Below are 25,155 nucleotides of genomic sequence, written 5' to 3' on the forward strand. Positions count from 1 at the left end.
TGTAATAGGTTCATTATAAATGAGCATATTACAAATTAACATATTAATATAATATAAAACCCCTAGTTTTAAAACTAGGGGTTATTGTCTATAATACAAAGTTCCCCCAAACAAAGTTTGATGTGAAATCTTCTGGTCTTCTTACTTGGAATTGATCTCTTTCTTTAGTTGCTGTCATAATATTTCTTAATTCTGACGGGAGCGTCTGTTTTATTAAATGCTCATATTTATATAAATCATTTTTTGACATTGTTCCCAAAATTGTATAATCAAATTCGTTTTCTATATCTTCGTAAAAAATACCGTTTGTGTTAAAAATATCACAGTATTCTATATTATTAATACCTTCATGTTTCTTCTCTGCTTCTTTATCTCGTTGCTTTCTACCAATTAAATCAAATAAAAATGCTGTTCTAACACCTTTTTTCTCCATCTTTTCTAAAGTCCGTTTAATATATCGTGCTGTCTCAGTTGATAGTTGGTCTACACCATGAATCATTATAATATCATTCTCTTGAGCTGCATAAGCTATATAGTCGAAAGCATTTAAAAATTGCGCTTCTTTTATATCGCCTTCCAATTCATTTAGTTGGTAATAATATTGATATATATCTGGGTCATCTGGGTCTGGTAATGTGGTATATGTGCTGACTGTATTGTAATGTGTATCTAATATTGTTTCTAATGATGTTACCATGTCCTCAGCATCTTGTACCTTATGGCTGCCCATATCTGCTGTTTCATCAGCGTAATTTGAAAGTGAAAATAAGAATTGGTCGAACGTTGGGTATGAGTCTGCTCTTTTACCTAATATTCTTATTCTACCCGGATATTTATAAGCATTATTATTCCAAATACCTTTGGTTTCATAGAAGTTATTCAGTTCTTTTCGTAAGTTAGGTATCATTTTATTATTCATTGTTCTATTCGTGTATAAATAAAATTGATAAACGAGTTTATCTAAATGGCTATGATAAATTTGTATTTGGTCTTTTGGATCACCGAATAATTGTAATGGATTGAGTCCTCCATTAGCTAAGTTTATTTTTTTAAGTACATTATTCATAATCGGTTCTGCTGAAAATGTCTTCTTTTTACCCGGAATATTAGCTTCACCAAAATAATCAAAATCATTTAACACTATATGAAAGGTTTTATGACCGTATGCCATAGCATGATTTGCTACTTTTTGCCCCCACATTGATGAAGCCGATAGCTTTTCATCAAATTTATATATGTGTGATGTTTTTGTCGCTCCAACTAATATTTTACTTTTGAATGAACCATTTAAATCCATCATAGCTGAACCATTTGTTAATGAAGCGGTTAGTTCTCCTATTGCAACGCCTCTATCATCGTTCAACCCTCTTCGTACTGCATGGTCGAAACCAGCATATTCTGCACTCATCATTGTTTCTTCATAGATATTCCCCGATGGAGGTGTTAATAATTCTTTGAATAAATTTTCTTGGTCTCCTGCATCTGACTCAAGCTTAAGTCCTGCGTGGTCTTCTTGATAGTAGTCATTTAAAGCTTTTAATTGCTCCGAAATATTATCGGGATTTTTAGACACAAGTAATAAATGTTTTTTGCTATCTATAGCTTTATCTTGTCTACGATGAAATTTGTTTGCTTGATGTATATCATGCTTGTGTAAATCATTGATTTCTCTTTGCCCCGCATTACCTTTTGTAGGTTGATTATCTTCATCTAAGGCTTCTAGGGTAGAATCTGATTTACTCATAATCTTTTTTTGGTCTGCATCAGTCATTGGTTTGCTCACTTCAATAAAATAACCCTTAACATCATCTACGTTAATTTCTGGAAGTATATTAACAAACCAACCATAAGTTTGATTTCTATTTTGTCCAAAGTGATTTGTTAGTTTAGTAATAGTTGCAAATTGATTATTTGCTCGTGCAAATGATGGGGTGTAACTATATCCTGTTGATGGGTACAATTTGGGGTCTTTATGGTCTTTTAATATTGTTTTAGTTTCCTTACCTTTGTTTTTATCGAAAATTTTCAAAAGCTTCACATTGAGTCACCTCTTATAAAGAAGCGACACCATATAGATGCCGCCATTGGATTATTTAAATTTGAGCATGTTACCTAGAAGTCTATGAACATCTTCTTTATTATCTAGTGGTATTACACTATTGTAGTAACCTTGTGCTTCAAATCTATATAGTTTTTGAATAGAATCTTTTAAATCAGACTGTCGTTTGTCCATATAAATTTGATGCTGTACTGCTGTTGGCATTTTATTATCTATATTATCTCTTAAATGCGCTTCTTCTTGTCGCATCATAGCTATTATAGCCTTATTTGTATTTGATCTTTGTAAGTTGACTGCTGTTAATATCTGATTCTCTGCATTTTGCTTTTGTGATGATGTAATTTGAATTATTGTTGTTGTTCTCAATCTCGAATGATGGAATCTTTTCGCTTTTTGTTCTTGTATAGCTATCTCTGATGGAAAAGCTGTCGCACTAGTAGAGCCATCAATTGCAAATGCTCTTCCAATTTGACCGTTAGAGAAAATAATAGTTCCATCATTATGCACTGTGTGAACACCATTTTCTATATCTCTTTCTGCATTTCCAAGTAGTACTAATATCCTTTTAAAAGTCTGCGTTAATACAATATGAGTCGATTTTAGTAACGATCCATTATAAGAATTAACAAGAGAATATAGAATCAAATAACCTACAATTGATAAACTAATTAATAGCAATGGCGGTAATAAATATTTGAGTTTTAACATATCACCTTGCAAATAAAATATAACTGCTAAGGGTATCAAAACTACCATACTTACAAATATAATTACTCTTTTTGTAGTACTAGTGGGTAAATTCAATTTTTCTAAGAATTGGAAATACCATGGCAAGTCTCTTACGTTTTGTCTAGGATTTGCTTTATAACCATAGTATTCACCTATTTTGGTTTTATCTTCAAATTCTTGATTTTCCACTTTACCACCTCCACCTATTATCTATCATTTGTCTTTATCCTTGTCTTTTGAATCTTTTTTGCTTTCATTATCTTTCTTCTGTTGATCTAGTTTTTTCTGCTGTTCTTCTTGCTGCTTCTCTTTTTCTTCTAATTCCGACGCTTTTTTATCTTGTTCTTCTTGCTGACTCTTAACTTCTTCTTGTTGTTTTTGTATTTGATTTTGTTGACTGCTTGAATCTGCATCATTACTTGAAACAATAGTAGCTGCTATTAACACACCAATTGCTATTATAATACTTGCTACTGTAGCTATAATTAATTTTTCAAATTTATCATACCAACTTTTTGCTACTTCTTTTGTCTTTCCTACTTTTGTGGTAGGCGTATGGTTAAATGGATAGCCTATATAACTGTTAGAAGAACTTAACTGTCTAATTTTGGCGTTCTTCTCTTCCCTTTCTTGCTCAAGTTCTGCTATATACGCTTCCTTTTTATCCATTCGTTTTAATAACTCTTGTCTTTCAGTAGCGGCACTATCAAGTGTATAATCTTTTTGAGTACTGCTCTCTTTAGCATTTCTCAAATTTACTTGAAGCATATGAATTTGGTTATCTTTTTCTTCTAATTTTTGTTGCATACCCTCATAGGCTTGTGTGCGTTTTGAAACTTCGGCGTCAATTGTGCTTCTTTGACTATTTGCGGCTTTAGTTCTAACTTCTTCAATTTCTTTTAATTGTTCTTTGTATTTTTGCCAATCTCTTTGGTTTTGTTCTGCTATTTTTTCTAGTTGATTATTCAAATCACTATTTAATGTTTCTATTGCCGAATCAAGTTGTGGTTTATACTCGTTAATGACATTATCAACTAATCTCTCAATACGTTCTGTAACTGTACTTTCAACGTCATCTTCAAGTTGATCTATTTGTGAATTATACTTATTGTAAATATCACTCTTAGATTCTTCTTTATACGCTTCAACTTCTTTGGTTATTTTTGGTAAATTTTCCTCGTCATATTTAATAGACTCTTTTTTTAGTAAATTATTTAAATATGTTTCTTTATTTTTTTCATGTTTTTGCTTTTTAATTTGCTCTTGTTCATCAGCTTGTATTTCTACGTTTTTTAACGCTTCATTTAGATTGTTTTCTAATGTTTCAAAAATAGTGTTAAATTCACTTCCACTATCTGTGTATTTATATAAAGCTTCAATATCAAAATATCTTTTCACTGCTTCGCTGATTAATGGTCTATATAGATTGTTAATAGACTTTTCTCTTTCTAAAGCAATTTTTTTATTAGCTCTATCTACTTGGTCGTTTATACCTTTTGCTGTCATTGCATAGAGTTTCTGGTACTCTTTGTCCTCTAATTCTGGGACATCTCCATCAACATCTAAATCTTTTAAATTGTAATGTGGGAAATAGCTTTGTAAATTTGAATATAAATTTTGTTTAATCGAATTTAACGTATATTCGCTTTCACCACTTTCAATCTCTTCCAAATCATCATCTGGCAAATCATAGTCTTCACTTTCTTCACCTTCTGATTCATTTTGCTGTCCTGTTTCAGATTCAACATCAGCCTCACTTGGTGTAGATTCTACCATAACATCATCAGCAACAGATTCTGTGTTATCTTCATTTACTTTTGAATTTTCTACTTCGCTATTTTCATCATCTTCTACACCAATACTTTCTGTAGCTGACACTAAATTATTTTCTTTACTCTGATTTCCCTTTATTTCTGCTTCTTCCTTTTTATTCTCGTAATCTTCTCGCTTCTCGTCGCTGATTGATTCAAAACGTTTAGTCTCTGCTAAGCTAGATATATACTTGAAAGTTTCTTCTACATTTTCTTCTACCTCTGAAAACTCTAATCCACTACTAATATTTTTCTCTTTGCCCTTCTCTTGCATTGTAGAATCAACTGGAAGTAATCTATTATTGTTTTGTAGTATCCGAATCCCAAAATCTAAATTCTTTTCTTGCTTTGGCTCAATTTTTCCAAATGATGCTACATCAATTGCAAAAACATGTTCTTTATTTTTGAAAGGGTCATCATCTGGAAGTTCTAAATCTCCTACTGCTTGATATTCATCTATTTTTTTCTCTTTTGTTCCACCAAAACTTTTATAAAACACGTCCCACAATCGCTTGGTCTTACGATCAGATTTACCTTCTAAATATTCATCGTTCAAGGTTACTAAAATTGGTAGTGAGATAAACGTTTTATCTGGAAGTTCTATTTTATCTAAATTCAAATCTTCAAAATTACTCATTTATCTTGCTCCCCTTTTCTCGCTTTTTTAAATGCTTCATGTTCTTGGTACAATTTTTCAAATTTCAACAAGGTCTCTAATTGCGCATCTTTTAAGCTTCGCTTCCCACTTTTGTAACCATAAATTTGCTGAACATGAATACCCACCTCTTTCGATAGTTCAACACCAGTAAATTTTTTACTTTTCAGCACAATTTTTGAATGTTTAATGAGTTTGTTTCTGTTGATAATGCACCCGTTATTTTCGTTATTATTCATACTTAAATTATACCATAAAATAGCCTGCAATAAAACTCGAAGTTTCATGTTTCGATTAAATAAAAAGGGCGTTGTGACGCCCTTCTATCACTTATAAACTGTTATAACTTGTCTTTCTATTTCACTATTTCTGTTTAAATTTATTGTAACTTTTATAAGCACCATAGGCGCCTACTGTAGTAAAGATACCAATCATATTTACATTGTTTTCAATATCTTCACCTGTACCAGAACCTATAGCTGTTAAGATTGCATAACCAGAACCCATTAGAATAGCAATGAATATGAAAATACCCATCCAAATCATTGCTTGCTTAAATTTACCCATAAATGCTCTAATGATTGCCATAGCTAAAGTGACGAATAACCCCAAAATACCTATAAGTGTAACTATTTTTAATCCTGTGCTGTTACTTGCATCTGTCAACCATTCTATAAACGAATTAATTTGATCCATACCATTCAACCCTTTCTCACTTTATCTGTGATATCTTAATATTAACATAAACTAATCATATTATAAATAATATTTTTTGTAAATATTTTTATCGTCCTTTGAAAATATTTATAAGTTTTTGTATACCCGATGCTATACTGCCTTCTTCAACTTTTGCCGCTGATCTTAAATTTTCAGCATTTTTCCTATTAACTCTTTTTGCAAGATGTACTGATTTCCCCATAACACCACCTTTAATGTGATAATAGATTTCTTCTGCCCCTTGATAGAAGGATTCATGAACCAGATAATCATCATCAGAAATATAAATTTTTTCATCTTCATCTTTATTTTCGTAAATTTCAGCTATTACTTCTTTGTACAAAACCATATCTATCGACCCATCTTTATTTAAAAAATGTGTGTCTCTTAATATTTTTTTTGCTGATTCTGTATTTAATGCATACTCTAAACCGTTATTAATATCTGTAATTCTATTATTGAAATCTTCTATCGACTTTGCTTCCGACAAGTACTTATAATCATCTTCACTGATTATTGGTTCGTCCTTCATGAAAACCCTCCTTTGTTAAAGTAATAGTGAAATATCACTATTACTTTAACGTTTTCTATTTTTTCTTAGAACTTCATTGTAACTATATTCATTTGTTTCATTTTGACTAGTTCGTGTTCGTCTTTCTACTTTTTTTGTGTTTTGCTTTTTGGTGCTATTTTTTCGACTTTGTGTGTTTGTTGATTTTTTTCTAGTTGGTTGTTTTTTCTCCACTGTTTGTTTGCTTGATGATTTTTTTCTAGTTGGTTGTTTTTTCTCCACTGTCTGTTTACTACTTTGTTGTTTAGGTTGAGAATTGGTTTTACCCTTATTCTTCTTCAACTTATCATTATATGTTGACTTGCTTTGAGTTGTACTATTATTTTTCGTTGGTTGCTTGTTTGTAGCTTGATTTGTCTGTTTTGCTTGTTGTCTTTGTTTTACAGCCTTTTTAGATGCTGCTGGTTTGCGTTTTTCAACAGCATTTTTCTTATTATTGGCATTGTTTGTGCTTCCGTTTCTGCTATTTCTTCTAGGTACACTACCTACCGCATTATTAGAACTGTTTGTACTTCCATTTCTACTATTCGCATTATTTAGATTGTCTGTTTGTTTGTCAGAACCTTCTGTTTTAGTTTCGCTTGTTTCTACTTCTGTATTAGCACTTGTCTTGCGTTGAGAAGATTTACTTACAGTATTGTCTTTACCATTTGGATTAAATCCAGTACTTCTACCTTCTTCTCCAACTACAGAACTTGGGCTTGCTCCACTACCTTTATTACTATTGCCAGCCAACTCTTCTGTTCCTCCAGTATTGTCTTTACCATTTGGATTAAATCCAGTACTTCTACCTTCTTCTCCGACTACAGAACTTGGGCTTGCTCCACTACCTTTATTACTATTGCCAGCCAACTCTTCTGTTCCTCTGTTATGTGCTTTTTGAAGGACGTCAGCTTTATTTTGAAGTTCTTCCGAACGATTTTCTGGGCTAGTTCTAGCTATTTCTTCTTGAGCTTGTTTGATTGCTGCAATATCAGCTACACCACTTTCATTTACAAACTCAGTTCCTCCTAATGCATCTACTGCACTATCAGTTAAAAATGCTTTAGAGTCATCTTTTGCACTTTCACCTAGTCTACTTCTGTAATCTTCTGAACTATCTGTACTATTCGGTGAATTTAGATCGTTAGATTTGAAGTCCTTATTGTCATTCATATTTGGTTTATGTGCTATAGATTGATTACGTTCTTTAGAAGGAGCAACGCTGTTTTCTTCTGGATTTGCTGTATTAGTATTGCCATTTTCTGCTGCCATTACTTGTTCTATTTCTTCATCTGTATAGCCAAGCTCTTTTAATTCGTCTCTTCTCAATTTATCTTGTTTGCCTGCTTGTCTCTCAGCGTTTAAATCTTTAAATGCTTTTCTACCGCCATTATTATATGCATTTTCTGACGCTGCTCTATTTCCTTTGTGAGCATTAATAGCAGTTTCTTTAGCGCTTGCAATACCATGTTTTCCAAGATGTCCACCTTTACCTCTACGTCTTGATTTACCATATCTAGCTCCTAAATAACCGCCTGCTGTTCCTGCTGCAAAACTTGATGTCGCACGTCCTGTTTCTTGTCCTAAATCTTTTGTGCCTTCTACAGATTCTCTAGCTGTATCTCCAACTGCTCTAAATCCTGCTTTACCACGATTTTTCATGTTTCCGCTCATTTGTTTAACTTTATCATCATATTTAAAGGCTATACCTGTTAAAGGGAACCCTACAAATGATTTTAAAGGAGGATAAGCACCCTTTGTTGGTTTTCTTAAAGCGAAAATGTAAGCAAAGAATATCATCGCAAGTGATTTCGTTATATCTATAAATCCAGAAGGTATATGTCCTAATGTCATTTTATCGACTATTGCTGCTAATTCATTTGCTAATGCTATAAACACACCAGTAGCCATACCAGCAATTAATAAACTTACTACAAACATTAATGAAATAATTAATAATGATAAAAATGCAAATGGATCACCATAAGCTTCCATTTTAACTAAATTCATACCTATACGCTTAAAGGCTTCAAAGAAATTTAATGTTAAAAGTGCTAAAAATACGCCTAATCCTATAATAATAACTACTAATGCGTGAGCGCCTAAACTGATATAAGAACCAGCTACACCTATACCACCGTCACCCGGAAGCGTTACTTCTTTCCATTCTGTTTTAACTGTAGTTAAGTTTTTCATTTCAGCTTGTAAACCTGTTGGGCCAAGATTATATGCATAGAATGAAGCACCTTGACTATCAAAACTTGATTGAAGCATTAATACAACTGATTGTGTACTAAAGCTGTCTTGCTGTCTTACACCTGTTGTTGATTTAGGTTTGAAATACTTACTATCTACTTTTCTTAATTCATCATCTACGTTTTGTGTAGCTGACCACATGCTATATTCTATGTTGCCATTATCCCAATTTTTTACATTTTTACCACCAAAATCTTCTTTATAGTTATCAAATGCTGGTAGTTGAGAATCACCATTTTTTAAATTTCCTCGTTTTATATCACCTATATAAGTATTAACGTTAAAGTTCTCATTCGCCATCCAGCGATTCAACAAATCAAATCCAGATGCTTCGCCGTCCATACCATATAGAGTACTGTATGTTGTTTCGTTTATATTACTTATCAATCCCCTTGAACGAAGCGGGTCGAAATCTTTATCTACATGTCCTTCATCGGCTTTTGCATTAGGAAATTCATTACCTTGCAGCCCATTAGGAGATAAATTTGATGAAGCAGCCCATCCTCTAGTATTAAATAAATGTTTTGTTACTAAATCATCATCTATATTTGTATCTTCATAAATACTTTTTACTTGCTTTGCCATTGCAGAAGAGAAGAATAATACAAGTGTTGCTGCCGCTACAATACCAAACACTCTTACTATCCATTCTTTAGTAGATCGTAAAGCTTCATTTCTTTGTCCTTTCATCAAGAACCACATTACAGAAATTAAAAATACTAATGTAACAATCGTCAAACCAAAATTGGCTAGATTATCCCAAAACTCAGAATCTAATCCAATATTCTCAAAGAAATTATGCAATGCTTTTGAAATAGGATTATCATCAACTATTGTTGAATCTCCAAATCCCATTAAAGCTAGTGGATTGGCAGAAATTAAAGCTTCTATCAACCATTTTAATGCTGTGTTAATAACTGAATAGATTACCAATGCAAAAGAAATAAAGCCACCAAATATGGCTCTTCCAACACCGCCCCCTGCATTTTTTGTATTTGCTACTGCTGTCTGACCGCTCATTGTATCAATATAGCCATAATGACTATAGGTCGATAGGAATGAAGCCATTTGTGTACCGGAACTATCTTTTTCATCATCAGTATCATTACCTCTAAGATCATTGGACAAAGAATACATTTTTGTATAAGGAATATCTAATGTTATACCGCCTTTACCAATGATACCGGATATTGCTCCATCATAGGCTTGATGAACTTTTTTTTCTAAATAACTCTTTTTTTCCTCTTTATCTTTTTTCTTTTGTTCTTTTTCTGCTTTTGATGACATAATAAATTGTGCATACATTGTCCAGACAGAATTATCTTCTAAAAGAACATTTTTATCAGACTCATTTTCATCCTTTTCACCTTCACCAGTCGCATTTTCGGTATCAACTATAGCTTCCTTAGGTTCAACGATTTCTGTATCGTTGTTTGATTCATCTTCTTTATCATCATCAGCAGCTAATACATTACTACTTGCTTGCGGGATTAATAATAGTAATGCGACTGCTAGTATCATTGCAGATATTCCTAAAAACCTTAAAACATTTTTCATTACATCACCTCATTTCTTAATACATAAATGGTGTTACTAAGATTTGTCCTTCTGATTGTGCAGAATCTCCGTCTTCAAAGACACAATTACCGTCAGTCATTAAATTGAACTTCTTAACACCCGGATATTCGTATATAGCGTCTAGGATTTCTCCTTCAATTTCCTCTAAAATAATAGAGCGTATATTTCTTGCCCCTAATCCACCAGCATCTTTTTTGTTTATCATACGTTCAATAGCAACATACATTGCTATTTCAGTTGCATTATAAGGATATTTATCATCACCCCAATATTCTGGTGGATTTCTACGAATGTCATAACCTTTAGACAAGAAATATTTAACCATGTCGTCTATTTGTTTTTCAGCTATATCTATTAATACTCGTTCTCCTAATGTGGCAAATGGAATTATACTGCTAAATCTTTGTAACAATTCCGGTCTAAAATCGTCTCTTTCTAATGCTCTTCTAATTTCCGGTTTCAATTGTCTATTCATTAATTGAATATCTTTCGTTAATTTGTCTATATCTTGTTCTTGATTTTCAGCAACTTGTTTTGCATAGTTATTAATTTTTCCAAATATAGCCGCACCTTTATTTGATGTTCCGAAGATAATAGTGTTTTTTAAAGATACAGTGTAAGGTTGTTCATAACCATCTTGTCCGCTATCAAAGAAAGTTACTAATCCTTCATCTAATATTGGTAAAAGTGATAGTTGCACAGTTGAATGTGCTTTTTCAACTTCATCAAATAAAATTACAGAGGAACGATTATGTCTTATATGAGACCCTAAATGTCTTCTAAACCTTTCAGCAGATTCTGCTGTATTAAAATTTGTCATACTGATTATTAATAAATCTTTTTCTGTTCCTTCTGCTGTTGCCTTTGCTGTTTCAGTTTTACCAACACCACTTGTCCCTACACTTAAAATAGTTGCCATAGGTCTGTCACCTCGACGTTCGTCAAATTCCATGACTTTTAACGTTCTATCCATAGCTTTCAATACAAGTGGTTGTCCTCTAACACGTTTTTTCAAAACTTTATTTGCCTTAATAACATCTATATTTATATTTAAATCAACATTTGTTGCTGCTTTAAAAACCCTGTTTAAAAGTTCTTCATCTATCGGTATATTTTCATCTATGGAATAAGCATGTAAAGATTCTAAGGTGTCTATTGATTTAGCTGGTTCTGCTAATTCTGTATTATGTCTTCTGTTTTCTTCTACAATTTTATGCAATATAGTATCGTCCACATTTTCTGTGAATACTGTTTGCGTATGATTATTAAGCCAACTTCTTAGTATCTGTACAGTGATGTCTTGATCTACTTCATTAATAATCATATTCTTAAATCTTCTTACTAGCGCTCCATCTGGTGCTATATATTTGTTGTACTCATTTAATGTAGTAGCTGCGATAACACCAACATATTTACCAGCTCTAGCTAAATAAGGCTTTAATAAGTCTGACCCTTCTTTTGAACCTTTACCAAAAGTACTGACAATGTGATGTGCTTCATCTATAAATAAAACAACTCGTGCAGATTCATTAAATTGTTTTAAAAAATTTTCATACTCTTTTAGTTTTGGTAAAAGTGTACTAATACGTTTTTTTAGGTCTGCTCCTTCACCTAACCCACCTATATTTACTGTAATCAAATGCACATCAATGCCTTTTTGAGCTTTGATATGCCCCCAACTTTCCACTGTTGCTGTTTTACCAGCTCCGGGGAGACCAATTATCATAGCAACCGGTGTGTCTTCCCTAGTTAAATATTTATTTAATTGATCTATTTGTTCATCTTTACCTGTAATAGGAGGAGAACTTATATCTAAATACTCTAATGCATAACCAAAATACTCATTTAATTCTTTGAACTTATTTGCAATCAATTCTTGCTGGTTTGCTTCACTCATTTTATCCCTCCTAATTTTAGTCAAGATTCATAAATTTCATTTTCTCTTGCATTGCACCAAAATCAGACTTATCGAAATCTGACTCTTCATATGCTCTTTTAGACTCTTTTAAATCCTTGATAGTTTCCTCTTCATCTTCAATAGATTTTTTTACATCTTCAACTGATTTTTTAGCGTCTTTATCTTTTTTATTTTTCTTAACACGTTTTTCATATTCTTCTTTACTGACTTCATATGTTTTCAGTTTATCTTCTGCCTGTTTAATCTGTTTATTTATTTTATTAATTGCAGCATCTACAGATGTTTTACTAACTACTTTTCCGTAGTCGATACTTCCATCATTTTTAAGGAATGTACCATTGTAAACATTTGTAGATTTCGAGAAACCGTTCACTCTAAAGTTTATATTGTCATATTTCGGTTCTGAATTTTTCCCTGTAAATTTATTAAACAATACGCCTTTGTCATCTGCTTCTTCAAATGAAGCTTCAGATAGTTCTTTTTCCATAGAATCATCACTGATTTCTGTAGTTTGCGTACTACTACTTGAGTCTGGAGAACCACTGGATAATTTCAATTGGTTAGCTATTACTAGTTGATATGCTTCTTTATCAATATCTCCTTTTAAAAATAGATAACCATCGCCTTCGGTTCCAAGCATTCCATAGCTCCCACTCAATTTTGGTGTTTTTCCATTATTAGTTAAAAGTGTTAAGTTATAGTTCTCACCATCTGTCGGCAACGATTTTCTAGCTCCGTTAGTGTAGCCGATTTTAACAACTAATACGTCCCGTTTTTTATCTGTCCAGACGTCTTTTATATTAACTTTAGCTTCACTCTTTGAAAATTCTAATTGTGTACCTATAGGCGTTGTATTGTTTTTAATTTCATAATTCATCGCTGATTTACCTTGAAAGAACCAAAATATACCAATAATTAAGCCTGCTCCACATAATAATCTAAATACAACCCACCAAATTGCTGACTTTGTACGTTTATCCTTATCACCTAATAGACCACCAACGATTTTGTAATTATTTTTTTTAGCTTTGTTCTTCTTTTGAGGTTTATTACTCACTTTTTTCTTACGTTTAAACGGGTTTTTCAACACTAGTACACCTCCAACTTTCGATTAACCTTGCGTATTTAACGAGGGTGTTTAAATAATATGGTTGCCCTTCTTCGTTGTTTTTCATTCTTTTTAACGTCTCTCTCGAAATTCCTAAATCTACTAATTTTTTAGTTTTTAACACATCAATATTCTTATTTACAAAGTCCTCTAATAAATAATTTAATCTATATAAGTAAGAAAACGTATTATCACTTAATTCATCAATACGTTTACATATTTTCCTTAATGTATCTGTTGATACTGAAAATATATCTTTCTCCCTTTGCGTAAATCTTCTTATAGTAGTTATTTTTATTCCGCCGCTTATGAAATCATATATAGAGTACTTTTTAGCTATTTCAATAATATTATCTACAGTGTTTTCTAAATTCTTTATATCATTATCTAATTCGCTCATATAAGCACCTTCAATCATTATTTGAGTATTCTTTTAAATATATCTACATTATAACATATATAAAATATCTACTCAATATATACAAATGATTATATCTATTAGTTTACAAAGAATATTATATTATACATATTTTAGATGGGTAATTATTTACAAAATGGTTTTAAATTGATATATTATATGTACACTATGGACACAAAAGATACAAAGTGTTCTAATTATAGTCTCATATTACAATGATATAGTAATTTTTTATTAAATTGTAGGTAGTTAATTAAAAAAGGAGGAATTAATGTGAAAACTATTACTATAGCGAATTACAAAGGTGGAGTAGGGAAATCAACCTTAACTGAAATACTTTCATATTTACTTGCCACTAAGTATGAAAAGAAAGTATTAGTTATAGATATTGACCCTCAGTCTGACGCATCTAAAAAGTTAAAACGAACTTTCAACAAAAAAATCAAACCTAGCAGAAATATAATGGATAGTATCTTAGCAATGGATTTGAAACCAAGTATTGTAAGTCTTCACGAAAACTTGGATTTGGTTCATGGAGATTGGGATATGGAAGACTTTACGGAACACGTAATCTCAAAATTTGATAAAAATGCTAGATATTATTTATTACTCAATCTGGTAAAGCCATTAAAAAATGATTATGACTATATCATATTCGATACAAGACCAAGTACAGACATAGCAACTAAAAATGCTATTTGCTGTTCTGACTATGTTTTGATTGCTACAAAAACAGAAGAGTCTAGCGCAGAAGGTGCTAGAAAAACATATAATTATGTGGGTTCTTTAGTTGAGTTTAATCCAAAAGTAAAACTATTAGGCGTACTTCCTTATTTAGATAAGCCTAATTCATCGACTAGTAATCGTGTAAAACAAGAAATTATAGACCAATTCCAAGAAAATGTTTTCAACAATATAATCAAAGCCTCTGATCGTGTTGTAACATGGGGTAAATTCGGTATAACAACAGACGAACCTTATGACAAAAAAACTTTAAGTATGTATATAGATGTTGTCGAAGAAATGTTTGAACGAATTAAAATTATGGAGGGATAAATATGGTAGATAATAATATGGGTGGTTTTGAAAAACATATTGAAACAGAAGAAGATTTACCGACTGTTACAAGAAAAAAAGGTAAATCCGAAGATGATCGACAAACACAAAAAATTTATAATTCAGATAAAGATATAATAACAGAGATTATTGACGATAGACGATCAAGAACGTATATAGGAGAAATTAGCAATGCTATTGAAATCTACAAAATGATTCACGACCATGTAGGTGGAGATGGGGAAGCAAAAAAACAATTTATCAAAGATCTTTTAAAATAATTAGTCATTCTACTTAAATAAGGAGGGGATAATATGAAAAGCAAAAACACATTACTGTTTCTAACTAAATTAATCATTGCATTAATAGGTTTTGTATTGATTATTAAGTTTTCTAATTCATTTGTTGCTGATGCAGCCAATGGGGATTCAAAGAATTTTAAGTACTTTCTATATATAGTAATAACACTTTTTGTTGCTTTCATATTATCTCCTATAGTTCTAAATGTTGTATTTAAAAATACAAATAGTAATTCATTATCTATGTACCTTTTAAAGTCCATAGGAACGGGAACAAAAGAAGTAACTAAAGAGACTTTGAATTTAAATGACACAAACAAAAACAACAAAAAGCAAATGAAAAATAATAACGTAGATGATCTAATAGTAGATTACTTTCTATATGCTAAAAATATAAATCACATTAAAGATAAAAAAACTCAATTAAATTATAGAGTATCAAATTTAGTGAGTGATATAGATGGTATTATGTTGGACGCACCAAAGCTAATAAGAGAAGCAAAAGATTTTGAAAACAACGAGAGTTCAAATAAGTTATTTACATCTAGTTCAAGTGTACATGGAATCAAAGTAACATATATCAACAAAAATAAGGTAGAAATAGAAGCGGGTTATATAACTATAATTGCACCATTACGAATATGTGAAGGATTTACTGATTTTAATAAATTAAGTCCTTATCTTAGACCCTATTTAAAACCAAAAGCTCATACACTTTAAGACCCTTGTACGAATAATCAATTCATACAAGGGTCTTAACAATTTTATTTTTCCTTTTTCTCTAATTCCTCTTCTGACGGTTCATCATCAATATGCCCTTCTGGTTGGTGTACGCCATTTTCTTCTTTTCCACCATCTTTTTCAGATTCATCATTGCCACAACCCGCTAGAGGTACTGTTAGTAATGTAATAGCAAACAACGAAAAGATTGCTCTTTTGAATTTTTCCATTTCCATACCCCCTTGTACTAATTTTTATTATGATTAATTTCAGAATATCGTATCTATATATTAATTAAAAGTCGTTGTGCAAACTCTTTATAATTTTATAGCACAAATTGTAAATTATATTTACAAAGAGTATAGCATATAATATAATAAATATAAAGTAACTATCAATGTATTAACGAAAGGATGATTAAATGTCTAATATTGAAGCGGTATATATAATGTTAAATGCTCTTATATTTATACCAATAGCTTTCTCAATATACTTTGCAGTTTCTTATATTTTAAAAACGATTAAATTACACAAATTCAAAAAGTGGTATACAAAACAAGATTTATACAAAAGTATTATCAAGCTTGTTTTATTAGGATTAGCATTTTTATTTGTATTAGATATACATGGGACTGGTACAGCGCCTAGCAAAGCTAATGACTTAGCTCAAGAAGCTTTCGCTGCAATGTCTACAAGTATAATGATATATCGTACAGCATTTATGTATTTAGTCATTACGCCCGTATTTATAACTGGCTTATTTTATTTATACAAAACAGTTTTTATAGTAATCAAACGTCAGAAACAAAAACGAGGTACAAATGAGTTAAACTTACTAAAAGCATTAAAAACTGAAAATAGCTTATCCATAAGTAATAAATTTGAAACTTACATTAACGATCAAGACAACAATGAAACAACAAGATTGTCATATGAAGATGATGCATTTATCTTGAAATGTTTAAATAAAAATAACAAACATAATTTAGCTTCCAAAATGGCACACATTATTGAAAACAAACAAAAACATCGTAATTACCAAATGAAAATCAATCATCAATACATGGGTGATAAAATTTAATTAAACATTTAAAACAGATCTTTCGAGGTCTGTTTTTTAGTTTTTAATATTTTCTCTTACATGCTTAATATACTGTTTCAAAATAATCATTCTATAGGGTTTATCGACACCCTCTTTAGCTGTAGGTTCCGCTTCGATTAATATATCAAATTGGTAATGATGTAATAATTTGCCTTTCCTAGCAGTACCATCATGAAATGTAACAATAATATCTTTACCTACAAATAAATCATAAGAGTGTTTAGGGTATTCATTCGTATTCTTATCTTTAGCCATATAAAGCAGCTCCTTTGGTTATATTTTAGTTTTATTCCTTTTATTGCTTAACTACCACATAGAAAGCTCTACAAACGTCTCTCAGCGTTCTAAAGCAATATCAATCGGGATCATAAACGTATGTACGCAATGGCTCCCTCAAAGTAGCTCCCTTAACTTGATAAATTAAATTTGCATTTACTAATTTAGATTTAGCAGTATGTAGCGTAGGGAAGCTGATGTTTAACTGTCTTTTCAGCGTTTCTAAATATACACTACAAAATGTATTGTTATCTTCATCAATAAATTCACTGTTTGGGAATTTGAGATTATTTACATATTCATATCTAAACAGCGCATACATTATAATACTCAATCTGCTTAGTGACTTATATTTGTCATCTGTGAATAATATTTTGGGTATAGGCATATAGGGCTCTTCTGATATTCCATCATAAATAATTGTGATTTCATTAGAATCAAAGTCTTGTGTTTTATGGTTTACCCTCACATCATTAACAAGCTGTGCTACTTTTAGTTCATGTAAACTCTTCTCCATATAGCCTTTACTACATAGCAAATCCTTTTCCATGTCTTTGCGTTTATAAGTAAAGTGCTTAGTTTCCCTATCCCTAGTTTGCTCTTCTCTATCTACAAGTAAAGCAAACAATAATTTAGCGCCATACGATAAGTCTTTATATTTATCATCTGTAAACAAAAAATTAAATAATTTGTAGTAGCTTTGCCCCATGTATATATCCGCTTTATTCATATTATCCTCCTATACCCAATTGATAAGTACCGCTAGATCACAGAATTATCATGTATTATCCCCAACGTGCTTCTAAATGTTCTAAAAATGCTTTTCTATCTTCATCTGTGTATGGGTCTTCAACATCGTTAGATTCTGTATAATCTGGGTTGTGTAACCATTTAGGTGTCATTTCTTTGCTATTAGTTTCTGTTGTTGCTTTATCTTCGTGATTTCCAAATACATTAAGTAAATGATTTCTGAAATTTTCTTTGGTTTCTTGATCTTTGAATACTATTTCATCTTCTTGTTCAATATATTCTTTGTTGTAATTATCAAACACATTAAATACACAAGTCATAATAAATGGCGCTAAGTCCGCAATACTTTCGTTTTGTTTAACACGCTTCATATGCACTCGTTTAAGCATTTTCACTAACTCATGTTCAACATCTTCTAAAGTAATATTTAATTCATAGCAATTATTATAATTAGCCTTCCCTTTAAGAATAACAGCTTTTACTTCTTGTAATTCATTATAGCTAAAGTTGTTAAGAAAACTTCCTAACTGTTTAGGTAAGTTACTAGTTAGTACCTCTTTATACGAATTATCAAAAGGAATTACATTAGAATTTTGTGTTTGATAATGTGATTGATTTGTTAAAGATTTACTATACTCTTTATACATATCATACATATCATTAGAACTAGTATTACTAAAAGAAGTGTTACTAGAACTAGTATTATTAGGTTTAAGATTTTGACCCTTGCCGACTAAATTTTTTGACCCTTTAGACTTATAAAAAAGACCCCTAGAGAAATATTTATTCGATCTAGTCGTAATTACATATTTAGATTTGCGTTTTGGTTCTTCAATATTTTGTGTAACTTCTGGCAGACTTTGAGGTTCATATAGATATAAACGATTCGTTTTATTAATACCTAATGATTCTTGTCTAAGTAACCCTATAGCAATCAGTTCATTTTTACATTTGATTAAAGTTGGTATAGAAATATTAAGGATAGCCGCTAATTGTTCATTATTAAACACACAGTAAACTTTATTTCTATCATCAACATAGTTATTAGATGTATTACTCTTTTCTAAAGATAAGCTGAATCTATCTCTTAAAACTGTGTAAAGGAAGATAGAATTATTACTTAAATTTCTATAATAGTCATGATTTAAAATAAATTTAGGTAATTTAGCAAAAGCTAATTTAACTGTATTACCTTTTTTGTATGTTGAACTAACGTTATCAATATTTGGAGGTAAAACAAATAAACGATTTGGTTTATTCCCTTTCACTTGTACCTCTTCTATTAATCCTGCTTCTTTTAATTCGTCTTTTAATTTAACTACTTTGTTTTTGCTGCATTTCATATCAGCAATCATATCAGCACGTTTATAGACAATGTAACGTCTACCCTGTTCATCTACATAATCTTTTTTCATTTTTCTATCTCTAGCTTGCTTATTTGCTACTTGGCTAAACAGCAATTTAGCATCGCTAGTTAAGTCTTTATATTCCGCTTCACATAGTAAAAATTTATATATTTTTAGATAAGAATCGCAAGTTACATTAGTTGCGACTTTGTTTTGTACTTCTTTTGGCATAAGAAAAAGCTCCCTTCAAAGAAACCTGTTCTTGAAAGAAAGCTATAGTAATATAGAGAAATAAGGCTAAAGTCTTAAATGTAAACGTTCTTAAAGACTTGCAAGAAAATCTCTATCACTGTATAATATAAACATAAACAAATAAAAGTATATGTAATATATATTGAATTTCTTTCAAGAGTGATTAAGATTTCTTAGTCGGGATCTAATTACTAATTAAAAAAGCTTTCTTGGCTTTCTTTCAATGAACTCAACTATTTGCCGTAGTTGGGTTTCTTTTTTATGTTTTTTAATGTAATTGCTATAAGAAGCAATTATTTTTGAATTGTTCGAAAATTTCTTGAAGTAAGTATAACATAAGATATTGAGAATGTGTAGTTAAATATTTAACGTCAAATTATGTATATACAATGTATTAATAATTCTATATAAGTAGTTTACCATAAGTGTCTTAAAAATGGTAAGAAGAATTATAACGCTATATATGAATTATAGGTTATTTTAAATACTTATAACTCTTTTATAATAGTTATAAGTCATAATTTGAAGGGTAATTTTTGTATGGAAGATGAAAGAATTAAAAAACTTCTCAAGTATATATCTGGTGAAATGAAAAACGTTCGTAATTTATCGGGACGTACCCAAGAAGATGTTGGGTTTGATTTGGGTGTAAGTCCTTCTTACATAGGTAAATTAGAGACTGGAAAATTAGAAAAACTTTCTATGTTTATGTATTTGAAATTAGCTGATTACTACGATGTGGATATAAAAGAAGTTATAAAAAAAGCTGAGTATCGAATGGAAATAGAGGAAAAATATTTTGGTGGATAAGTAGATTTGTTATGCGTCAGCATAGTCAATCTACTTATTTTAATATGTACATCATAAAAAGGATAATGATATAATTAAAAAGCACATTGGCGTGCAAACCATTACCTCTTTCTTTGTGTAGTGACTTTGATAGCGTAATGGTGTACCTTCTTATCTGTTGTAGATGAGAAGGTATTTTTTGTGATTCATGAGATTTTACGGAATCATATGATATACTCTTTGATAATAAGCCAGTTAATGAGTTAATGGAGAACTTACAAATTAGGAAGTGATGCTATGAAGTATCATTCAAATTATTTTGAAAGGAATCCTATATGATTTCAGCAGCTACATTATTGCAATTCGGATTGTTCTTAATTGCGTTATTAATGCTAGTAATTAAAATAGCTGAATTAGCGCAAAAAAAATAAACCTCCCAATACTTTTGGCGGTAATGGAGGTTTAGATTAATTAATTATCAACCCATTATCTTGTTAATAGGCTTATTAGGTAACATGTGACAGCATGTTGCCTTTTTTTATTTGTGCGTATGCGCATATAATATCATGATATTACACAAACGTCTATAATATAGACGACTACATTTAAGGTTTTGATTCGCTTAAATTATGATTGAATATATACTCTGATCCAAGAATGACAAATGTTCTTTTAAGCAACCTTTCTTTATCTTTATCTTCTAAATTTAAGTTGTTTGCAAATTCATTTTGCACAGATTCTTGAAATTTTCTATTGGAGCGAGGTTGTGTATTTATTTCCTCTTTTTCCTCATCAGTTAAATGTTTATTGATGATTAGATATTTATTATAGTTAATAACTTGATTAGCTATCTTTTCCCACCAAATTTTATCTGTAATACCCATAGACATGCCATAAACAACAAAAATATGAGTGCGTTCAATCTGTTTATCTATTTCATCAACGATGGTTGAATCATCATACTTTTGCATTTCTGGTTTAATAATATCTCTTTTGTCATCCGCTTCAAATATAGATGGATTGGCAATCTGTTTATCGTCATTAACCCCAAGTAAAGTCCCAGTTTTTAATGTTCTATGGACATGAATTGGTGCTTTTGCTTTATATGTTTCACCGTTAGAAGTACTAATTGTGTCAGTATGATTTATTATCTTAGTTAAGGTGTCAGTATAGTTGAAATTAATAAAGTTGAAATTGTAAGTTGGATTATGAGTTTTTTTTAAAAATTCTCGGATTTTATTTTTGTCTTGTTGTCTTATACCTTGATAAAAATAGAAGGCTGTATTTCTAAACATTGCTTTTGCATCATCTTTGTTTATATCAAATTTAGATTCTTGCGTAGCAATATAATTTATAAAAGCCTTCCTAAATTCTTGTAGATCATCTAAATAACGTTCTCCGTCAGTTGTATCTTTTAATTTTTCTGTATAAGCACCTAAAGCTTGTTCAAAATCAGACCAATCTATTTTTTCAGCGTCCCCTTCTTCTACATCAATGGTTCTGTTATTCTCCATGAATTTTTTGATTTCTTGAAGAAAAATATTGTCTTCACTTAAAGTATATTTTTTTTCGTCTTCTGATGTTAAGTCATCATCTGCTGTTAAATAATCATAAAAGTCTTTATACTTTGTTGCTAGTCCTAATGATAAATCAAGACCATTCCCGATAAAAAATGTTATTTCCATGTTATTTCCGCTACCTTTCAAGCAATTTTAATAATTTATAGTATAGCATACAACGAAGGTTGAATGTATATACATTTGTATATACATTTGATATTCTAATAATGAGGTGTTGAACATGAGTAAGATTAACTCAAAGATATTTAAGTATGGTAATAGCCAAGCAATAAGCTTAAGCAAAGAAGCTTTACATGAAGCCGGTTTTGAAATTGGAGATGTATTAGAATATTACATTGAGGAAGATAATAAAATTTTATTTAAAAAGGTAGAAGAACGAGCGTATAAGGATTTCATTAAAGAATATTATAAGCATGGTGGAAGATATATGGATGAAAAAATTAACCAAGAAGCGGATGAAGGTAAATAGTAATGGTAAAACAATTTGATGTAATTAAAGTAAATAATCCAGATGAAGCTAAAAGTGAATTATATGTAGTTGTAAGTAATGATTATGTGAATAGTAATAGCCCCTATATTTGGACATATCCAGTCTTTCAAAGAGATAGAATATATTTAACAGATATTGAACTAGTTACAAAACAATATAATTATTACGGTGTTATAGATTGCGGCATAATCGGTCATATTGATTTAAACAAGAAAGCAATTAAAGTCTTGGATAAATTACAACCTAGAATACAAAATAAGTTAATGGAATCTATTCAAGCACATATTGAAACAATATAAGTCTGATAAGGAGCAATGCAATATGAGTAACGATGAAGAAAACCTAAATAGGACTGATGACAACCAAGAAGACAAAAGCAAAAAGAAAAAAACTATAATTATAGTAAGCATTTTGGTAGTGATTTTAGTTTTATTAGGACTTATTATTTACTACTTTGTAAATCAAAAAGATGCGAAGGGACAAATTGATGATTTTAAAGCAGCAGTGGAAGACCGTAATTATAGTGAAATATCTAAATTATTATCAACCAATAGTCAAAAGATAAGTGAAACGGATGCTAAACATTTTGTGGATTATATAAATACAGATAATAATAAGCACAATTTTGAACAAGATATTGAGCAAACAAAGGAAAATTTAGATAAAGGTCAACACGACTCAGAAATAGGAGAAATAAAAGACAAAAACGATAGACCTTTTATAAAAATAGTGAAAAATGGTAAACAATTTTTCTTTATAGACAAAATAGACTTCGAGCCACAAATGTATGATGTATATGTTAAAGAAGGTAATAATACAGCCAGTTATAGATTCCAAAATAACAATAATAAAGAGCAGCAAGTAATAGCTAATAAAAACAAAACAACAAAATTAGGAAGTTTCTTTGTAGGTGATTATCGTATAGATGCTACGAAAGACTTTGAAGAAGATGAATCAATTATAGAAGGTAGCGTAGATGGATCATTAGATATAAATACAGATGATTTAGGTGATAACAAACGAATTATTGCTAAAGATGATTTCGAGCAAGCATGGTTCAAAGTTAATTTAAAAAATACTGAAAAGCTAGATAAAGTTAAGAAGATATATATAGACGATAAAGAAGCGGATTACAAAAAAGGAGAAATCTACGGTAAGTTTCCGGCTGAGTCCCCTATTAAAGTTCATGCAATCGGAAATATTGAAGATGATGAAGTTAAAACTAAACCAGTAGAAGTAGAAGCGAATACTAACAACAAATCTCAATCAATAGATTTAGCTTTTAATCAAAAAACGATAGACGATCACATTAAGAAGAATAAAAAAATAGAAGATAAAGCTAAATCATACATGAGTGAGTATACGGAAGATTTAAATAAGGCATATAAAACATCATCATTTAGATATGTGAAAAAGTACTTTGAAAAAGATTCAGAATTGGCAAATCATATCAAAGGACAAGTAGAAAGCAAGAAAAAATCTAAATACAGTGATCTAAATATCAGTAAGTCTAAAAAAGATGGTAATCAAGTAGAATTAATATTAAGCAAAAAAAATGAAGATAAAGTTAAAATTCAATCTCGATATATATTGAAATATGATAAAGACAAAGATGATTTCATTATCAAAGAATATACTGATATTTAAAACAACATGAAAAAAGGAGTGAATCTATATGAGTGGATTAATAGATAGAGCTGAACCAACAGATAAAGCAGCTATCAATTACTTGAAGAATGAAAAAGGATTTACTGATATTAATATTTCAGCATGGTACGCAAGAATACTATTTGAAATGGGTTATATTAGCGATAAACATAATTTTGTTTGTCCGACTGCTGGTTGTAACGCTCCTATTACATGCCATGCAATTGAGAAGAAAAGTCAAAACAGTCCATCACCATCATTTAGAAATCATAGTAGAAGTGAGAATTTGCATATCAGTAATTGTAACAAAGACCCGATTTCACTAGAAAAAGCATTTACTGGAACAAGTGAAAGCAAAAATAAACATGAAAATATAAACACCGGAGATTATGTATCAAAATTTAAAAATAAAATGTTTACCAGCGCTCCCCAACCTAAAAAACAACAAAAAAGTACACATGGTACTGAATCACAGAGTTCATCAACTCATGCATCTAGTCAAAATAATAGTTCAGATGAACAAATTAAAAAAAGGAAAAACAACAGTAACTTGAGGACGTTGCAACAATATGTAGATTTGTATAGAGAAAATAAAGAAGAAATCATATTCAGTGAAGAATCTCAAAGATATATACCTATCAAATTTATGTTCAAAGTTATTTATAACAACAGGCTGTCTAAAGATATTTCGCCAAACGACTATAGTAATATCTATTATGGCAGAGTGAAGATTAAAGAAACTCAGTATGAAGGCAAATTGAAACTAGAATTTCTATATTTTAAGATAATAGATGATGTTAAGTATCATCCTTCATTTAGAATAGATAGTAGCTATTTAGAAAATAAGTATAATCATATTTACAAAGCATATATGAATGGAAAAAGAGAATTTGAGGTTTATACTACTTTCCCTTTCATACTACAAAAGAGTAAATCAAATGGACAGTTATATTTGAATTTTGATTCATTCGGGGAAAATGAAGAACTTAATTGTGATTCGGAAGAATTTGATAATAATTTTATAATCAGATGAAAAAGGCGCCCAA

Annotated in this window: 25 protein-coding genes; 10 read left to right on the forward strand and 15 right to left on the reverse strand. The window is 30.5% G+C overall.

All coding sequences use genetic code 11. From position 1 onward, the window contains the following. Nucleotides 1–88 precede the first annotated feature (88 nt). The 10 genes from JVU85_RS10255 to JVU85_RS10300 form a co-directional block, all read right to left on the reverse strand. A complete protein-coding gene (locus JVU85_RS10255) occupies nt 89–2,038 on the reverse strand; it encodes a hypothetical protein (protein WP_204172467.1) in 1,950 nt (649 codons plus the stop codon). Nucleotides 2,039–2,089: 51 nt separating this feature from the next. Further along, nucleotides 2,090–2,977 carry a hypothetical protein gene (locus JVU85_RS10260; protein ID WP_204172470.1) on the reverse strand — a complete coding sequence of 296 codons (888 nt, stop codon included), beginning with the start codon at nt 2,975–2,977 and terminating at the stop codon, nt 2,090–2,092. A gap of 24 nt (nt 2,978–3,001) precedes the next feature. Next, entirely contained in the window at nt 3,002–5,236 is a 2,235-nt protein-coding gene (locus JVU85_RS10265) for a hypothetical protein (protein WP_204172471.1), read from the reverse strand. Then, complete coding sequence (locus JVU85_RS10270; protein ID WP_145461760.1) at nt 5,233–5,493, reverse strand: helix-turn-helix domain-containing protein; 261 nt, start codon at nt 5,491–5,493, stop codon at nt 5,233–5,235. The genes JVU85_RS10265 and JVU85_RS10270 overlap by 4 nt, the downstream gene beginning before the upstream one ends. 124 nt (nt 5,494–5,617) lie before the next feature. Next, nucleotides 5,618–5,950, reverse strand: a complete 333-nt coding sequence (locus JVU85_RS10275; protein ID WP_165844803.1) for a hypothetical protein — start codon at nt 5,948–5,950, stop codon at nt 5,618–5,620. Nucleotides 5,951–6,038: 88 nt separating this feature from the next. Further along, nucleotides 6,039–6,503, reverse strand: a complete 465-nt coding sequence (locus JVU85_RS10280; RefSeq protein ID WP_204172472.1) for a hypothetical protein — start codon at nt 6,501–6,503, stop codon at nt 6,039–6,041. 45 nt (nt 6,504–6,548) lie between these two features. Beyond that, nucleotides 6,549–10,337, reverse strand: coding sequence for a hypothetical protein (locus JVU85_RS10285; RefSeq protein ID WP_204172474.1), 3,789 nt, complete (start codon nt 10,335–10,337; stop codon nt 6,549–6,551). A 16-nt stretch (nt 10,338–10,353) separates the two neighbouring features. Continuing rightward, nucleotides 10,354–12,255, reverse strand: coding sequence for an AAA family ATPase (locus tag JVU85_RS10290; protein ID WP_204172478.1), 1,902 nt, complete (start codon nt 12,253–12,255; stop codon nt 10,354–10,356). Nucleotides 12,256–12,271: 16 nt separating this feature from the next. Next, complete coding sequence (locus JVU85_RS10295) at nt 12,272–13,366, reverse strand: flagellar biosynthesis protein FliS (protein WP_165844806.1); 1,095 nt, start codon at nt 13,364–13,366, stop codon at nt 12,272–12,274. Further along, nucleotides 13,347–13,784: a hypothetical protein gene (locus tag JVU85_RS10300; RefSeq protein ID WP_204172482.1), complete on the reverse strand. Its 438-nt coding sequence runs from the start codon at nt 13,782–13,784 to the stop codon at nt 13,347–13,349. Before JVU85_RS10300 ends, JVU85_RS10295 begins: the two co-directional genes overlap by 20 nt. 291 nt (nt 13,785–14,075) lie before the next feature. Here JVU85_RS10300 and JVU85_RS10305 point away from each other — a divergent pair, with 291 nt between their 5' ends. The 3 genes from JVU85_RS10305 to JVU85_RS10315 are packed head-to-tail and all read left to right on the forward strand — an operon-like array spanning nt 14,076 to nt 15,877. After that, nucleotides 14,076–14,858, forward strand: a complete 783-nt coding sequence (locus JVU85_RS10305) for an AAA family ATPase (protein ID WP_204172485.1) — start codon at nt 14,076–14,078, stop codon at nt 14,856–14,858. A 2-nt stretch (nt 14,859–14,860) separates the two neighbouring features. Continuing rightward, nucleotides 14,861–15,139, forward strand: coding sequence for a hypothetical protein (locus tag JVU85_RS10310; protein ID WP_204172487.1), 279 nt, complete (start codon nt 14,861–14,863; stop codon nt 15,137–15,139). A gap of 33 nt (nt 15,140–15,172) precedes the next feature. Then, nucleotides 15,173–15,877, forward strand: a complete 705-nt coding sequence (locus tag JVU85_RS10315; RefSeq protein ID WP_204172489.1) for a hypothetical protein — start codon at nt 15,173–15,175, stop codon at nt 15,875–15,877. A gap of 44 nt (nt 15,878–15,921) precedes the next feature. Here the strand turns inward: JVU85_RS10315 and JVU85_RS10320 are convergent, their stop codons facing one another. Then, nucleotides 15,922–16,107 carry a hypothetical protein gene (locus JVU85_RS10320; RefSeq protein ID WP_204172494.1) on the reverse strand — a complete coding sequence of 62 codons (186 nt, stop codon included), beginning with the start codon at nt 16,105–16,107 and terminating at the stop codon, nt 15,922–15,924. A gap of 191 nt (nt 16,108–16,298) precedes the next feature. Here JVU85_RS10320 and JVU85_RS10325 point away from each other — a divergent pair, with 191 nt between their 5' ends. Continuing rightward, nucleotides 16,299–16,958 carry a hypothetical protein gene (locus JVU85_RS10325; protein ID WP_204172498.1) on the forward strand — a complete coding sequence of 220 codons (660 nt, stop codon included), beginning with the start codon at nt 16,299–16,301 and terminating at the stop codon, nt 16,956–16,958. 36 nt (nt 16,959–16,994) lie between these two features. Here the strand turns inward: JVU85_RS10325 and JVU85_RS10330 are convergent, their stop codons facing one another. The 3 genes from JVU85_RS10330 to JVU85_RS10340 all read right to left on the reverse strand — a co-directional run bounded on the left by JVU85_RS10330 (nt 16,995) and on the right by JVU85_RS10340 (nt 19,582). Continuing rightward, complete coding sequence (locus JVU85_RS10330; RefSeq protein ID WP_165844812.1) at nt 16,995–17,234, reverse strand: hypothetical protein; 240 nt, start codon at nt 17,232–17,234, stop codon at nt 16,995–16,997. 100 nt (nt 17,235–17,334) lie between these two features. Then, complete coding sequence (locus JVU85_RS10335) at nt 17,335–17,985, reverse strand: replication initiator protein A (RefSeq protein ID WP_165844813.1); 651 nt, start codon at nt 17,983–17,985, stop codon at nt 17,335–17,337. Nucleotides 17,986–18,040: 55 nt separating this feature from the next. Further along, nucleotides 18,041–19,582, reverse strand: coding sequence for a replication initiator protein A (locus JVU85_RS10340; RefSeq protein WP_204172500.1), 1,542 nt, complete (start codon nt 19,580–19,582; stop codon nt 18,041–18,043). Nucleotides 19,583–20,143: 561 nt separating this feature from the next. On the opposite strand from JVU85_RS10340, the gene JVU85_RS10345 reads away from it, so the two are divergent. Together JVU85_RS10345 and JVU85_RS13955 are read left to right on the forward strand one after the other, a co-directional pair. Beyond that, nucleotides 20,144–20,413, forward strand: coding sequence for a helix-turn-helix domain-containing protein (locus JVU85_RS10345; RefSeq protein ID WP_165844815.1), 270 nt, complete (start codon nt 20,144–20,146; stop codon nt 20,411–20,413). 314 nt (nt 20,414–20,727) lie between these two features. Beyond that, nucleotides 20,728–20,823 (forward strand): putative holin-like toxin, encoded by a 96-nt coding sequence (locus tag JVU85_RS13955; RefSeq protein WP_044120131.1) that lies wholly within the window; start codon nt 20,728–20,730, stop codon nt 20,821–20,823. Nucleotides 20,824–20,997: 174 nt separating this feature from the next. On the opposite strand, the gene JVU85_RS10350 is transcribed toward JVU85_RS13955, so the two are convergent. Beyond that, nucleotides 20,998–22,077: an AbiH family protein gene (locus tag JVU85_RS10350; protein ID WP_204172501.1), complete on the reverse strand. Its 1,080-nt coding sequence runs from the start codon at nt 22,075–22,077 to the stop codon at nt 20,998–21,000. 115 nt (nt 22,078–22,192) lie between these two features. Between JVU85_RS10350 and JVU85_RS10355 the strand changes: the two genes are divergently transcribed. From JVU85_RS10355 to JVU85_RS10370, 4 genes are read left to right on the forward strand one after another with little or no spacing between them, the layout of a single operon-like run. Further along, nucleotides 22,193–22,441, forward strand: coding sequence for an AbrB/MazE/SpoVT family DNA-binding domain-containing protein (locus JVU85_RS10355; RefSeq protein ID WP_204172502.1), 249 nt, complete (start codon nt 22,193–22,195; stop codon nt 22,439–22,441). Between the two features lie 2 nt (nt 22,442–22,443). Next, nucleotides 22,444–22,761, forward strand: a complete 318-nt coding sequence (locus tag JVU85_RS10360; protein ID WP_140239111.1) for a type II toxin-antitoxin system PemK/MazF family toxin — start codon at nt 22,444–22,446, stop codon at nt 22,759–22,761. 22 nt (nt 22,762–22,783) lie between these two features. Beyond that, nucleotides 22,784–24,109 carry a TcaA second domain-containing protein gene (locus JVU85_RS10365; protein ID WP_204172504.1) on the forward strand — a complete coding sequence of 442 codons (1,326 nt, stop codon included), beginning with the start codon at nt 22,784–22,786 and terminating at the stop codon, nt 24,107–24,109. A 28-nt stretch (nt 24,110–24,137) separates the two neighbouring features. After that, entirely contained in the window at nt 24,138–25,142 is a 1,005-nt protein-coding gene (locus tag JVU85_RS10370) for a hypothetical protein (RefSeq protein ID WP_204172506.1), read from the forward strand. Nucleotides 25,143–25,155: the final 13 nt, after the last annotated feature.

Origin of the sequence: Staphylococcus sp. GDY8P72P (assembly GCF_016890655.1) — a bacterium.
In the GTDB taxonomy this organism is placed as follows: Bacteria; Bacillota; Bacilli; order Staphylococcales; family Staphylococcaceae; genus Staphylococcus; species Staphylococcus arlettae.